Source organism: Gilliamella sp. Nev3-1, assembly GCF_001690435.1.
Lineage (GTDB): Bacteria > Pseudomonadota > Gammaproteobacteria > Enterobacterales > Orbaceae > Gilliamella > Gilliamella apicola_C.
This window is the reverse complement of record NZ_LZHN01000044.1, coordinates 24,416-39,064: the sequence shown is the minus strand read 5'-3', so window position 1 is coordinate 39,064 and position 14,649 is coordinate 24,416. Positions and strand designations below refer to the sequence as shown.

At 33.3% G+C, this 14,649-nt stretch carries 11 protein-coding genes; 9 read left to right on the top strand and 2 right to left on the bottom strand.

Annotated elements, in window-relative coordinates:
* Positions 1–4 precede the first annotated feature (4 nt).
* From clpX to A9G40_RS07340, 4 genes are all read left to right on the top strand, one after another.
* Positions 5–1,270: an ATP-dependent protease ATP-binding subunit ClpX gene (gene clpX / locus A9G40_RS07355; RefSeq protein WP_218057973.1), complete on the top strand. Its 1,266-nt coding sequence runs from the start codon at positions 5–7 to the stop codon at positions 1,268–1,270.
* 183 nt (positions 1,271–1,453) lie between these two features.
* Positions 1,454–3,889, top strand: coding sequence for an endopeptidase La (gene lon, locus A9G40_RS07350; protein ID WP_081302185.1), 2,436 nt, complete (start codon positions 1,454–1,456; stop codon positions 3,887–3,889).
* 138 nt (positions 3,890–4,027) lie between these two features.
* Entirely contained in the window at positions 4,028–5,884 is a 1,857-nt protein-coding gene (locus tag A9G40_RS07345) for a SurA N-terminal domain-containing protein (protein ID WP_176700449.1), read from the top strand.
* Between the two features lie 153 nt (positions 5,885–6,037).
* Complete coding sequence (locus A9G40_RS07340; RefSeq protein WP_065582513.1) at positions 6,038–6,349, top strand: ComEA family DNA-binding protein; 312 nt, start codon at positions 6,038–6,040, stop codon at positions 6,347–6,349.
* Positions 6,350–6,392: 43 nt separating this feature from the next.
* On the opposite strand, the gene priA is transcribed toward A9G40_RS07340, so the two are convergent.
* Positions 6,393–8,561 (bottom strand): primosomal protein N', encoded by a 2,169-nt coding sequence (gene priA, locus A9G40_RS07335; RefSeq protein ID WP_065582512.1) that lies wholly within the window; start codon positions 8,559–8,561, stop codon positions 6,393–6,395.
* 214 nt (positions 8,562–8,775) lie between these two features.
* Between priA and moaC the strand changes: the two genes are divergently transcribed.
* The 5 genes from moaC (at position 8,776) to A9G40_RS07310 (ending at position 12,775) form a co-directional block, all read left to right on the top strand.
* A complete protein-coding gene (moaC, locus tag A9G40_RS07330; protein WP_065582511.1) occupies positions 8,776–9,252 on the top strand; it encodes a cyclic pyranopterin monophosphate synthase MoaC in 477 nt (158 codons plus the stop codon).
* A gap of 18 nt (positions 9,253–9,270) precedes the next feature.
* Entirely contained in the window at positions 9,271–9,516 is a 246-nt protein-coding gene (locus A9G40_RS07325) for a MoaD/ThiS family protein (RefSeq protein WP_065582510.1), read from the top strand.
* A gap of 4 nt (positions 9,517–9,520) precedes the next feature.
* Positions 9,521–9,964: a molybdopterin synthase catalytic subunit MoaE gene (moaE, locus tag A9G40_RS07320; protein WP_065582509.1), complete on the top strand. Its 444-nt coding sequence runs from the start codon at positions 9,521–9,523 to the stop codon at positions 9,962–9,964.
* Positions 9,965–10,024: 60 nt separating this feature from the next.
* A complete protein-coding gene (locus tag A9G40_RS07315; RefSeq protein WP_065582508.1) occupies positions 10,025–10,756 on the top strand; it encodes a Bax inhibitor-1/YccA family protein in 732 nt (243 codons plus the stop codon).
* Between the two features lie 174 nt (positions 10,757–10,930).
* On the top strand, positions 10,931–12,775 hold the full coding sequence (locus A9G40_RS07310; RefSeq protein ID WP_065582507.1) for a sulfatase-like hydrolase/transferase: 1,845 nt from the start codon (positions 10,931–10,933) through the stop codon (positions 12,773–12,775).
* Positions 12,776–12,814: 39 nt separating this feature from the next.
* On the opposite strand, the gene sppA is transcribed toward A9G40_RS07310, so the two are convergent.
* Positions 12,815–14,638, bottom strand: a complete 1,824-nt coding sequence (gene sppA / locus A9G40_RS07305; RefSeq protein WP_081302184.1) for a signal peptide peptidase SppA — start codon at positions 14,636–14,638, stop codon at positions 12,815–12,817.
* Positions 14,639–14,649 lie beyond the last annotated feature (11 nt).

Sequence of the window (14,649 nt, the reverse complement as noted above, 5' to 3'; positions counted from 1 at the left end):
AAAAGTGAATAAGAAAAGTTCAGAAAAATTACTTTATTGCACTTTTTGTAGTAAAAGTGAGCATGAAGTCCGTAAACTTATTGCTGGGCCAGAATCTATTTATATTTGTAACGAATGTATAGGCTTATGCAATGAGATATTAAAAGAAGAAACGAAAAGTTCTCTTTCCTATGAAGAATTTATTAATAAGACACTGCCAACACCACATGAAATCAGAGAACATCTTGATGAATATGTAATTGGTCAAGAGAAAGCCAAAAAAGTTTTATCTGTCGCTGTCTATAATCATTACAAACGATTACGTAATCATGTGAGTCGCAGTGATGTTGAATTAGGCAAAAGTAATATCTTGCTCATAGGACCTACTGGTAGTGGCAAAACGTTATTAGCTGAAACACTAGCTCGTTTTTTAGATGTGCCTTTTGCCATGGCTGATGCGACAACATTAACTGAAGCTGGTTATGTTGGTGAAGATGTAGAAAATATTATTCAAAAATTATTACAGAATTGTGATTATGATGTTGAAAAAGCCCAGCGGGGTATTATCTATGTTGATGAAATTGATAAAATTTCACGAAAATCAGATAATCCATCTATTACCAGAGATGTATCAGGCGAAGGCGTTCAACAGGCTTTATTGAAGATTATTGAAGGTACTATTGCTTCAGTTCCTCCAAAAGGTGGGCGTAAGCATCCTCAGCAAGAGTTTCTACAAGTTGATACTTCAAAAATTCTATTTATTTGTGGTGGTGCATTTAGTGGATTGGATAAAGTTATCGAAAATCGTGTATCAACTAATACAGGAATAGGTTTTGGTGCTGAGGTTAAAAGTACTAAAAATAAAGTTTCTGAATCGGAACTATTAGCTCAAATCGAGGCTGAAGACTTAGTTAAGTTTGGCTTAATTCCAGAGTTCATTGGAAGATTACCTGTTATTGGTACATTATCTGAATTGGATAAAAATGCCTTAATTAATATACTAACTGAACCTAAAAATGCCCTCACTAAGCAATTTAAAACGTTAATTGAGTTAGATGGTGTAGAGCTTGAGTTTACTAAAGAAGCTCTAGATGCTATTGCTATAAAGGCGATGCAACGAAAAACAGGAGCACGAGGTTTGCGTTCAATTGTGGAAAATATATTATTGGATACAATGTATGACTTACCATCAATGAATACTATTAAAAAAGTGATTGTAGACAAAGACACTGTTGAAAGATCTCAAGTTCCGAAATTAGTACATAGTGAAGATGATGAACTTTCTGCTTAAAATATAAATTTGCCATCATAAGTATGATGGCAAAATATGTAAACTAAGAATTAATATTAAAGTTGCCAATACTGCTAATAATGTTTCATAACTAGTGTAGTTTTAATCAAAAAAGATAGGCTTGAATATCTAAAAACGATCCCAATATTTATCTAATGGGTTTGTACTACTAGAGAGAATAAAATGAATATAAAACGAACTAAACATATAATTATGCCTATTTTACCATTACGTGATGTTGTTGTATTTCCACATATGGTAATCCCTCTCTTTGTTGGTCGAAGTAAATCAATACGTTGCTTGGAAAAGGCAATGGAAATGGATAAACAAGTCTTTCTTGTAACCCAAAAAGATCCATCTCAAGATGATCCTGCTATAGATGATTTATATGAAGTTGGAACTGTAGCTAATGTTTTACAGCTACTAGAATTACCAGATGGAACAGTGAAGGTTCTTGTTGAAGGTATTGAACGGGCAAAAATGCTTGATTTAGTTGAGCATGATGACAATGAATTTTTTATTGCCGAGGTTAAACCATTAAGTGAAACAAAAATGGCTTCAGATATAAGTGAGGCTATGATTCGCTTAACTTTATCTAATTTTGATGAGTACTCAAAGTTTAATAAAAAAATAGCTCAGGAAGTGGTTGATTCTATTCGTTTACTTAAAGAGCCATCTCATTTAGCTGATTCTATTGCTGCTACTCTATTTTTAAAAGTTAATCAAAAACAAGAGATTTTAGTAACAGTTAACCTTGCTAAGCGTTTTGAATTGCTTATTTCATTAATGGAATCAGAAATTGAATTATTACAAGTTGAAAAAAATATACGGCAACGTGTTAAACAGCAAATGGAAAAAGCTCAAAAAGAGTATTATCTCAATGAGCAAATTAAAGCTATCCATAAAGAATTAGGTGATATAGATAATAAGACTGATGAATACGAAGAGCTAAAAGAAAAAATCACTAAAGCTAAAATGCCAAAAGAGGCTGAGGATAAAGCATTAGCTGAACTTAATAAGTTAAAAATGATGCCAGCAATGTCCGCAGAAGCAACGGTTGTTCGAGGTTATATTGATTGGATGATTCAAGTTCCTTGGTATAAGTGTAGTAAAGTTAGAAAAGATATTGAAGGGGCACAAAAAGTTTTAGATAAAGATCATTATGGGCTTGAACGTGTAAAAGATAGAATTTTAGAATATTTAGCAGTTCAAAGTCGCGTTAATAAAGTGAAAGGACCTATTTTATGTTTGGTTGGTCCCCCAGGAGTAGGTAAAACATCACTGGGTCAATCGATAGCTAAAGCAACAGGACGTCAGTATATTCGTATGGCATTAGGTGGCGTGCGCGATGAGGCTGAGATTCGAGGGCATAGGCGCACTTACATTGGTTCGATGCCAGGTAAATTGATTCAACGTATGGCAAAAGTGGGGGTTAAAAATCCATTATTTTTACTAGATGAAATTGATAAGATGGCAACTGATATGCGTGGTGATCCTGCATCAGCATTATTAGAAGTACTTGATCCAGAACAAAATAATGCATTTAGTGACCATTATTTGGAAGTTGATTACGATTTATCAGATGTAATGTTTGTTGCAACTGCTAATTCTATGAATATTCCAGCGCCATTATTGGATAGAATGGAAGTTATTCGCCTTTCTGGTTATACGGAGGACGAGAAGCTGAATATTGCTAAGCAACATTTGATCGCTAAGCAGATAGAAAACAATGGTTTAAAATCAAGAGAAATTAGTATTGATGACTCAGCCATTATTGGAATCATTCGTTATTATACGCGCGAAGCAGGCGTTCGAGGCTTAGAAAGAGAGATTGCAAAAATTTGCCGTAAAGTTGTTAAACAATTAGCGTTAGATAGCAAATTGAAGAAAGTTATTGTGACACAAGGTAACTTAAAAGATTTCTTGGGGATACAGCGTTTTGATTATGGTAAAACGGATAATGAAAACCGTATCGGTCAAGTTATTGGTCTTGCATGGACAGAAGTAGGTGGGGACTTACTTACTATTGAATCAGTAAGTGTAATTGGTAAAGGGAAATTAACTTATACAGGTTCATTAGGTGATGTAATGCAAGAGTCAATTCAAACGGCATTGACAGTTGTTCGATCTCGTGCAGAAAAATTGGGTATTAATAATGATTTTTATGAAAAACGCGATATCCATGTGCATGTGCCTGATGGCGCAACGCCAAAAGATGGACCAAGTGCAGGTATTGCAATGTGCACTTCACTTATTTCCACATTAACTGGTAATCCTGTTCGTTCTGATGTTGCGATGACGGGTGAAATAACATTACGTGGAGAGGTATTACCTATTGGGGGACTAAAAGAGAAGTTATTAGCTGCTCACCGAGGCGGGATTAAAACGGTATTGATTCCAATGGATAATGTTAAAGATTTGGAAGAAATCCCTGATAATGTGAAATCTGAAATTGATATACACCCAGTAAAGTGGATTGATGAAGTGCTCACAATTGCGCTAAAAAACAATCCATTAGGTATAGAGTCAATAGATAAAAAAGTCACATTGAAGCAACCAGCGAAAAAAGCTATAAAGAAAGTAAAAAATAATGTTGGGAATTCTGTTAGATTAAATTAATCTATCTTATAATTTCAAAAAAGATCAACTTATGTTGATCTTTTTTTTGAGGCTTAACATTCTGGCAATAGCCAATTTGGTTAAATATGCTATACTTTCGAAATTCAACATTAGGTATATGGAGAATCGCAAGAAATGATGGAAACAATCCGAACAGCAGCAAATAATATTTTTGTTAAGATTATTTTTGCAATAATTATTTTATGTTTTATTTTCACAGGCGTCGGATTTTTGGGCTTTGGCGGCGGTAATAGCCCACGAGATCAGCAGCTGTACATTGCAAAAGTTGATGGTGAGGGCATTAGTAGAGCCGAATTTGAAGCCCAAGCAAGGGCTGTAACAGCAAATGCTGGCGGTGATAGTTCTTTTATTAAACAGCTACGCCGTAATGTATTATCTCATCAAATTGATAATTATTTAGCTTATAAGTTTTCGCAAAGTATTGGTGTAGCTATTAGTAATGATCAGATTAAAAAGTTTATTAAGAAACAAAGAGACTTTTTCAAAAATGGTAAATTTGATAATCAAACTTATTTAAATCTTCTTGCTGAAAATCATTTCACTCCAGATAGTTATGCCGAAATTATAAGAACCGTATTACAACAACAACAAACTGTTGATGCTATAGTAAATAGTGGCTTTGTTTTGCCAAATGACTCCGAAATAGACTCACTCAAAAATCAAACTAGAAGTGTATACGCTACTTTAGTTGATACTTCTATAGGTGGTATTGATGAATTAAATGTTACGTTAGATGATGAACAAAAATATTATGATGAACATCCCAAAGAGTTTTTTAAAAGTGAACGAGTAAAAGTTAAATATATCGTGGCTTCTGAAGACTTAATAAGAAAAACAATTGTTGTTACTGAAAGTGATTTAAGAAATGAATATGATAAAAACATTAAAAATTATTCATATCCAGCAAAGAAAGCTTACAGTATAATTTTTGTAACCGATAAAGAACAAGCTAATAAAATTGCTAAAGAACTTTCTTCTGGAGCTGATTTCGAAAAGATGGTTAAAACGAACCAACAAGATAATCATATCTCTCCATATGGTGAAAAGAGTTTTTTGGGCTGGTTTGCTGATGATGATTCTTTACCTAAATTTCTTAAAGATGCTAAGTTGAATAAAGTAGGTAAAACTTCCTTGCCAATCGCTGTGGATGATGGGTATGTGATAGTAAAATTGGATGGTATGCAACCTAAAAAATTTATGGATTATGATTATGCAAAATATCAAATTGATTCAAAGTTAACTAAGCAAAAAATACAACAAGCTTTAGAAAAGCAAGAAAAAATGATTAATGCTGCTTTGAAAAAATCTCCTAAGAGCATTGAAGAACTTGCTGAAAAAGTTGGTCTTGAAGTAAGAACTTCGGATTGGATCACTTTCAATGATAAGTTTTCGATTGCTTCTCATCCTGAAGTGAGAGATGTCATTTTTAGTGACGAAATGATTGTTGATGAGAAAGCAACTAATAAAATTTCTGATTTAATAACAGCGGATAGAAATTATGGAAAGTATGATTTTGTTGTACAAACCGTTGATTATCGCCCTGAAGGCATTGCCTCTTTTGATGAAGTTAAAGATGAAATCCATAAAAAGCTTTTTGCAGAAATGGCTAAAAAACAATTTAAATCAAATATTGATAATGCATTGGTTCAACTAAATGAAAAAGGAAGTGCTAAAAACGTACAGTTTGCAAAAAAATATACGTTGAATCGAAATTCAACCGAAATTGATCAAAACGTTGTTAATATGGTTTTTAATTTACACCCTTTAGCATCAGGAAAACCTGTTTATGGTGCGGAACTTTTGGATGATAAAACAGCGTATATTGTTGCGCTAACTAAGGTAGATACACCAAAAGAATACAAAGATCTTTCTTCAGAACTATTACCTATATTACTTAATGATATGCGTTATTATCTTGCCGCAGATATACGTTCTAAGGCTAAGATAGAAATTATGCCCGATGCTAATTTGTGATTTAACTTCCAAAATAGTAGAAATAATAGCAAAAATGGAAAGTCACTTAGGTGACTTTTCTCATTTTTATTATTCATGAAATTTTTTCATTTGATTAAGTGAGATAGTTGTAAAGCAAATTTATTTGCGTAACTATGTTAAGAGGTTAATCAAATGAAAGTATTTCCATTATTATGTATTATGCTATCAAGCTTTATTTTTTCAAACACAAGTTTTGCCGATTCGGCTTCTACAACACCAGAGCCAATAAAAAAGGAACAAAAACAAATTGTTCAAGTGAATATAAATACTGCAACAGCAGAAGAGCTATCAAAAGTGTTGAGTGGAATTGGTCCGAATAAAGCTCAGAAGATTATAGAATATCGAGAAAAATTTGGGCCTTTTGTTTCAGTTGAGCAGTTAAAAGAAGTTTCAGGTATTGGGCAGGCAACACTGGACAAAAATGCTGGTAAAATAACATTATAATTTATTATTTCCACCAATTGGTATTGGTGGAAATAATATTACGCTAATTATCGATAGGATCTACATCAATACTCCATTTCAATTTTGATGTTTCACTCCATTTAGCGATTGTTATTAATAATTGATCTAATATTTGCTGTAATTGTTGTCTATTTGTATGTTGAAGGAGTAATTGCCAACGATGGTAACCTGCTTTCTTTGGTTGGCTAGCTGGCATTGGTCCAAGTTGCCATAAAGCAGGCTCATAATGTACTTTTAACCAATCATGAATATGCTGTAAAAATGCAGGAGCATAATGGTTATTCCGATCTGCAGCACGAATTAATACTTGATAACTAAATGGCGGTAATTGTGTTTGTTTCCGTTCTTGCAGTGTTAGTTTAGCAAATTGTTGATAGCCTTTAGTTAGTAAAATGTTCAACAAAGGGTGATCTGGATGATGAGTTTGTAAAATAACTTCCCCCGCTTTTGCTTCACGACCAGCCCTTCCTGATACTTGAGTATAAATTTGAGCAAATCGTTCAGTTGCTCGAAAATCGCTTGAAAATAAAGCACCATCGACATCAATAATTCCAACTAAAGTAATATCGGGAAAATGATGTCCTTTAGCTAAAATTTGTGTACCAACTAAAATATGTGCACCACCTTGTTGAATAGTTTGTAGATAGGTATTTAATGAACCTTTTTTACTTACTGTATCGCGATCAATACGGCTGATCTTGATGTAAGGAAAAAGCACTTTAAGCTGTTGTTCAAGTTGTTCCGTTCCAAATCCAATTGGCATTAAATGTGTAGAGCCACATTTTGGACACTGTTTGGGCACTGCTCTTGGCGTATCGCAATAGTGGCAAATCAGTTTTTTTTGTTTTTGATGAAATGTGTAAGGCCTATCACAACGAGGGCACTCGGCAATCCAACCGCAATCATGGCATATCAATAGTGGTGAAAATCCTCGACGATTTAAAAATAACATTACCTGATTATTGTTAGACAAATGTTTTTTTATTTGTTCAATTAAAGGTTGAGATAAGCCAGAAGTAAGCACTAACCCACGTATATCCAAAATCGATTGTTTAGCTAGTGTTGCATTACCTGCTCTTTCCGTTAATTGCAATAAATGGTATTTTTTGTTTTGCGCATTATTAAGTGTTTCAAGAGATGGGGTTGCTGAACCTAAAATAATTGGAATATTATCAAATTTAGCTCGAATAATAGCTAAATCTCGTGCATGATAACGCCAACCTTCTTGCTGTTTATAGGAATTATCATGTTCTTCATCAATAATAATCATTCCTAGTTTTTTAAATGGGGTAAAAAGTGATGAACGAGTACCAACAACAATAGCATTTTCTCCATTTTTACTTCTTAGCCAAACAGATAGCCTTTCTTTATCAGTTAATCCTGAGTGTAAAATATCAATTGGCGCATTAAAACGTTGTTGAAAACGTTTTATTGTTTGTGGTGTTAAGCCAATTTCTGGAACTAATACTAACGCTTGTTTCCCTGCTGCTAAAATAGTCGATAGTACATTTAGATATACTTCTGTCTTACCCGATCCAGTCACTCCTTCTAGCAAAAATACCTTAAATTGGTTATTTTCCTCATTCACTGCATTTATAGCATGGGCCTGTTCTTTATTTAGTTGAATAGAGCTAGCATTAGTTGAAAAATTTGTTTGCCATTGAACATTACTTGGCAGATAGGTGACTTGTTCTATAAGCTGTTTCTTTTGTAATTCGTTATACGTGGCACTACTTACATTCGTGTCAGGTATAGTATTATTTCTAAATGAAGATAATAATAACTTTTGTTTTGGAGCACGAGATAGCGATTGCAGATCTATATGCTTTCCCAATGCAGTTAATTGCCATCGTTTTGCCTCATCTTTGACCGCTTGGTGCCCTTGTCTGAGTAAAATAGGCATAGCATGAAATAAAACTTCACCAATAGGATAATGGTAATAACTAGCCGCCCACTCTAATAATTGCCAGATAGAAGGGGGGAAAACAGGCTCTGTATCAATAATTGCTGTAATTGATTTTAAGTTTTTAATATCAAACTCAGTTTTTTCATCAATACTAACAATAATTCCTATTATATTACGTTTGCCAAAAGGCACTTTCACCCGCATTCCAATCTGAGCAGGCTTCGTCAATTGATAATCAAACAGCTGGTAAAGTGGTACAGGCAAGGCTATATGAGCAATAAGCATCAAAATCACAAATATTACGGTTAATATAAAGCTATATTGTACGCAGTTTTTACTTAACCCGCAAAAGCCATCAAGGGTAATTTATTATTACAGATAAATTTGTTTGCTCAACGATATATATTAGTTGGTAAATTAATATGCAATAGTGGTAACTATTAGTAAAATTTGCTATCTTGGCTATAGTTAATGAGAATAAATTGTAAAGGATTAAATAATGCTCGAATCATTTTCGCATATTAATCAGCGTGGTGATGCTCATATGGTTGATGTTTCAGATAAGCAGATAACAATGCGAGAAGCAAGTGCTGAGTCATTGGTTTTAATGAAAACTGAAACACTGAATATGATTATTGATGGTAAACATCATAAAGGAGATGTTTTTGCAACGGCAAGAATTGCCGGTATTCAAGCGGCTAAAAAAACATGGGAGCTTATCCCGCTTTGCCATCCGCTTTTTTTGAGTAAAATTGAAATTAAGATCGAGCCAGATCGAATAAACAATTGTGTTAAAATTCAATCTTTTTGTCGATTAAATGGGCAAACCGGTGTCGAAATGGAAGCAATGGTTGCCGCCTCTGTCGCTGCTTTAACTATTTATGACATGTGTAAAGCTGTACAAAAAGATATAGTGATTTCTCAGGTGCGCTTACTGACCAAAAGTGGTGGTAAGTCGGGTGATTTTATAGCCTAAAAAGTTAGTAGAGATAAGATGAATAAAGTTATTTTTTTTGCGCAAATTAGAGAGTTAGTGGGTGCTACGTGTGTTATGTTAGATGCTAATGAACTTTCAGTTTCTCATCTTATTGAGCAGTTAAGTCTACGCGGTGAACGGTGGCTATTGGCCTTTAAGGAAAGTACTGTTTTATGTGCAGTAAATCAAACTTTGGTTGATCTTGATTATATTATTCAAGAAGACGATGAAATTGCATTCTTTCCACCTGTAACAGGAGGATAGTATTATGGATCTTATCAAAGTTAACAACGAACCTATTGATGTTAATCAGCTTAATGATTGGCTTTCACAATTACCGCAAGATGGAGCTATTGTCACTTTTACGGGCAAAGTTCGTAGTCTTGAAAAGCAAACGATAAGCCTATTTTTAGAACATTATGCAGGTATGACAGAAAGGGTGTTAGCTAATATCGCAGCTCAAGCGAGAGAACGTTGGCAATTAAGCCGAATAGCAATAATTCATCGGGTAGATGAAATTAATGCCAATGAGCAAATTGTTTTTGTGGGCGCGAGTAGTGCACATCGCTCAGATGCATTTGCTGCCACAGAGTTTATTATGGATATATTAAAGAGCGAAGCACCTTTTTGGAAGAAAGAACGAACGTCTCAAGGAGAAAATTGGGTTCAGACAAAAAAAACGGATAAAGAAGCATTGAAAAAATGGTATTAGTATTTATTTAGGATATAATAATACCCAGTTATATCATTCTTTTTTAATGAGAGGTAATTAATGAACAATTATTCACCTAATGGTTCAATTATTGAACAAACAGGTAGTCGAATTCAAACGTATATGAGCCATGTTTATGGTTGGATGACTGTCGGTTTAGTCTTAACAGGGATTGTTGCTTGGTTTGCCTCGTCTAGCCCTGCAATGATTCAATTATTGTTTACTTTCAATCCAAGAGGTTATATTTCTCTTAGTGTATTTTCTTGGATTTTAATTGTAGCCGAATTAGGTTTAGTTTTTTTCTTGTCTGGTATGATTGGGCGTTTGTCAGGTAGTACTGCAACAACATTATTTATGCTTTATTCAGCTGTCAGTGGATTAACATTAACTTCTATTTTTATTGTATATTCTCATTCGTCTATTGTTAGTGTATTTTTTATCACGGCAGGCATGTTTGCTGCATTAGCTTGTTATGGTTATACCACTAAACGTGATTTGTCTGGTTTTGGTCGTTTTTTCTTTATGGGATTAGTGGGTATTGTAATCGCTTCACTAGTTAATATCTTTATGCAAAGTCAACCTTTAATGTGGGCAATTACTTATATTGGAGTATTTGTTTTTGCTGGGTTAACAGCTTATGATACGCAAAAACTGAAAGAATTAGGTAATCAATTATCACAAGATGATCCTAATATGTTTAGACGATTTGTTATTTTAGGTGCATTAACCCTTTATCTTGATTTTATTAACTTATTTTTAATGTTATTAAGAGTTCTTGCAGACCGTCGATAATTTTATTTAAACTAAGATAAAAGGGCTCTAAATTGGGCCCTTTTTGTTAAGATATTATTAGTAATTTATTTCCGTAGTGCTAGTTTGTTAAAAAATTTGAGGAAAGCGCTAGGGTTAAGTATAAAATGCTGTAAGATTCTTATATGTAGAGTCAATTATTTAATAGCAGATACTATGAAAAAATTATACCTCTTTGTTCTAATTAATATCTTGATTTCATCAATAATAGCAATTCGTTTCTTCCTTGTCCCTGGAATTGCATTTTATTGGGTTGGGGTAACATTTTCTGTGCTTGCTGTTTTGGGGCATTTTTTCTCAGCCTATCTATTACTTTTAATTGTTTGCATCCCTTTGCTGTGGTTACAAAAATCTGTGCGTACTATTATTCTTGCTATACTCTTCAGTTTTTTTCAAATTGGGTTATATGTTGATACTATTGTTTTCCAGCAATACCGTTTCCACATCAATCAATCTGTTTTATCGATGGTTTTTTCTGGTCAGATTGTTGATTTTTCAATGTTGACTTACCTTTTAATGCTTGTGCTTATTGTTATTTCATTTTGTGCAGAGTATTTCATTCTTTATTTTGTTAATAATAAATTGGTTTTATCGCAAAAAAAATCAAAGATTATCTTACTATCAACAATATTTCTTTTTAGTTCATTTTTGATTAGTCATGTAGTGCATATGATCGCATTTTATTATGCTTATTCGCCTATTATGGCGGTAAAAGAATATATTCCACTTTATCGCCCATTTACATCAAAAAAAATTATGAGTTTTTTTGATGCAAATGGGCAAAGAAAAGTTGTGTATAATAAGGACAATAGTAATGCTAGTGTTTATTATCCAAAAAAACCACTGGTAATTAATCCAGATAATAATAAACCTAAAAATATTATGTTTATTGTTTTAGATTCTTGGCGATATGATACATTTAGTGAAGAAATTTCTCCTAATACATTTCGTTTTGTTAAGCAAAATAATGGTGTAGTTTTTGATAACCATTATTCAACGGGTAATGCAACACGTACTGGTATTTTTGGATTATTTTATGGTATTCCTGGTACCTATTGGGATGCGTTTTTACGAAATAGTATTCCTTCACTATTTATTACTACATTACAGAAAGAAAATTATAATATTGGCATCTTTACGTCAGCTAAAGTTTCTGCTCCTGAATTTGATCGAACCGTATTTGTCACTATCAAAAATTTAAGAATCAGTAGTAAAGATGGTTCGGCATCAAATCGAGATAAGCAAATCACAGACGATTGGTTGGCATGGTATAAAACACGAGATGCTTCTAAACCAACATTTTCATTTTTATTTTATGATGCTCCTCATGCTTATGATTTCCCTGCCGATTCATTGGTAAAATTTAAACCTATTGGTGATTTAAATTATATGACATTGAATAATGACACCGATCCTTTGCCAATTTTTAATCGCTATAAGCAAAGTGTTTATTATGACGATTCTTTATTGCAAAATGTCTACGATGAACTAGTTAAATCAAACTCATTAGAAGACACAATAGTAGTCATTACTGGCGATCATTCTCAAGAGATGAATGATAATAAATTAGGATTTTGGGGGCATAATGGTAATTATACGGATGCGCAAACAAAAGTTCCTTTTATTATCATTGGAGGAAAAGAGTTAGAAAAAATCAAAGGTAATAGCAGAAAACTAACCAGTCATGAAGATGTTGTTCCAACCTTAATGAAACACTATTTATATGTGAAAAATGATATAAGTGATTATTCGACAGGTTATGATTTATTTAGCTCCATCGTCGATCGTAACTGGCTTTTGATGTCAAATTATAGTTCTTATGCGGTAAAGACATCTAGTGATATTTATCTTGTGAATCGATTAGGTATTAGTCATCATATGGATTTACATAATCGTGAAATTAATGAAATACCGAATTATCAATACATTTATGAGGCCATGAATCATATGCGCTATTTTTTTCAACCAGAGAAAAATAGTTTAAGCAATAAATTAGATTAAATTAGAGGAAATATCCGCCATTAGGCGGATAAATTATTACTAACGCACATCGGCGCAATTCAAGCAGTAAATATATCGATTTTGAGAGTCGTGAAACTTATTCCATAAAGAAACCTGCTGTTTAAGTTGTTTTGCTTCAGGTAGTTGTTCAAAAACTATTTCAGCAGTTGATTGAGGCAACATCGCTATCATATTTGAATAAAATGCATTAAACCAATTTCCATTTGGTTTTTGCCAGTCAATTTCGTAATCGGTTATATGAGCCAATGTTGCAGCCGTTTCAATGGCGTCATCGAAGTCGCCTAACTTATCAACAAGCCCAATTTTGTTTGCCTCTGAGCCTAACCAAACTTGGCCTTGTCCTATTTTATCAACTTGCTCAGTCGTCATATTCCTTGCGTTTGCTACTAAAGAAATAAATGTTTGATAGCCATTGTCGATATTCATTTGAATTAGTTGATTCATTTCGCTAGGTAGTTCTTGCGTTGAGCTATTTCCCGCTAACGGTGAGGTAGCTACTCCATCACTGTAAACACCAATATGAGATAATGACTTTTCAAATGTTGGAATAATACCGAAGATACCAATAGAGCCTGTAATGGTATTTGGGCTTGCAATAATGTAATCAGATGCGGTTGATATCCAATATCCACCTGATGCAGCCATTCCTCCCATAGAGACGACAACAGGAATTTTATAGCTACGTAATGCATCCAATTCACTACGGATTGCTTCTGATGCATCTACGCTGCCTCCAGGGCTATTTACTCGCAATACTACTGCTTGTATGTTATGTTTAGTTAAATTTTTACGAATATTTCTTAATTGTTCTACAATGTCTTGACTACCAGCAATATTACTACTGTTTTCTCCATCGCTAATAGTACCGTTGACAAAAACAACTGCAATAAGTGGCTTGTTATCATTATCTGGCTCTTTATCTTTTGATTTAAGTTGATAATCATAAATGCTTAATTGATGTTTCTGAGTCAATTCGGACTCAAATTGGTAGTTAGATGCAATGACATCAACTAATCCATTAGATATAGCATATTGAGCCATGTTTCCATTCGCTGCTTTTAAATTAGCTAACATAGTATCTGGTGCCGGAACCAATTGTGTGTTAGTTTTTTTTCGTTGCGTTGATATATCGTCAAGATAGTTATTCCACATAAGTGTTAGCCAACGAGTCGTATTGCTTTTTGCTTCTTCAGACATATCATTACGAATGAATGGCTCAATGGCAGACTTATAAGTACCCACTCTAAAAACGTGTGTGTTGATTTTTAAATTATCAAGTAGGGTTTTATAGTATAGGTTGTTGGCTGCTAATCCATATACATTAACAGCGCCAATAGGTGTCAAATAGATTTTATCTGCATAGCTTGCTAAATAATATTGGCTTTGATTAAAGCTCGAACCAAAAGCGTAAATTGGTTTATTAGCTTCGCTAAATTTAGCCAAATATTTACCCATATATTGAAGAGCGCTCATGTCTGCGCCAACAAAATTATCTAATTTTAGGACCATACTGGTAATCTTTGGGTCATTTGCCGCTTGAGCTATTTTTTGCGTCAATTCGAATAAACTATTTTCACGGGAGCTATTTATTTTTTTGCCGTAAATTTTATTTTGTAAGGCATAAATTTCATCACTATAGAGTGTGTTATCAACAATAATCCCTTCAATATCCAAAACCAAAGCTCCATATTGTGGAACAATTTCTTGTTTTTGTGTTTCTTTGATTAATGTGATAACACTAAAAATTAAAATAATAATAATTAGAAATATTAGATTAAGAAATATTTCTCTAATAAAGTTAATTATTTTCCATATTGATTTAATGACAGATAAAGTAGACATCATAATTGGTC

What these genes read in the sequence shown, in the direction of transcription:
- priA (WP_065582512.1), bottom strand. Translation starts at nt 8,561, where the DNA reads ATGCTTATTGCTCATATAGCCTTGCCTGTACCACTTTACCAGCTGTTT.
- sppA (WP_081302184.1), bottom strand. Translation starts at nt 14,638, where the DNA reads ATGTCTACTTTATCTGTCATTAAATCAATATGGAAAATAATTAACTTT.
- moaC (WP_065582511.1), top strand. Translation starts at nt 8,776, where the DNA reads ATGCTCGAATCATTTTCGCATATTAATCAGCGTGGTGATGCTCATATG.
- lon (WP_081302185.1), top strand. Translation starts at nt 1,454, where the DNA reads ATGAATATAAAACGAACTAAACATATAATTATGCCTATTTTACCATTA.
- moaE (WP_065582509.1), top strand. Translation starts at nt 9,521, where the DNA reads ATGGATCTTATCAAAGTTAACAACGAACCTATTGATGTTAATCAGCTT.
- A9G40_RS07325 (WP_065582510.1), top strand. Translation starts at nt 9,271, where the DNA reads ATGAATAAAGTTATTTTTTTTGCGCAAATTAGAGAGTTAGTGGGTGCT.
- A9G40_RS07345 (WP_176700449.1), top strand. Translation starts at nt 4,028, where the DNA reads ATGGAAACAATCCGAACAGCAGCAAATAATATTTTTGTTAAGATTATT.
- A9G40_RS07315 (WP_065582508.1), top strand. Translation starts at nt 10,025, where the DNA reads ATGAACAATTATTCACCTAATGGTTCAATTATTGAACAAACAGGTAGT.
- A9G40_RS07310 (WP_065582507.1), top strand. Translation starts at nt 10,931, where the DNA reads ATGAAAAAATTATACCTCTTTGTTCTAATTAATATCTTGATTTCATCA.
- A9G40_RS07340 (WP_065582513.1), top strand. Translation starts at nt 6,038, where the DNA reads ATGAAAGTATTTCCATTATTATGTATTATGCTATCAAGCTTTATTTTT.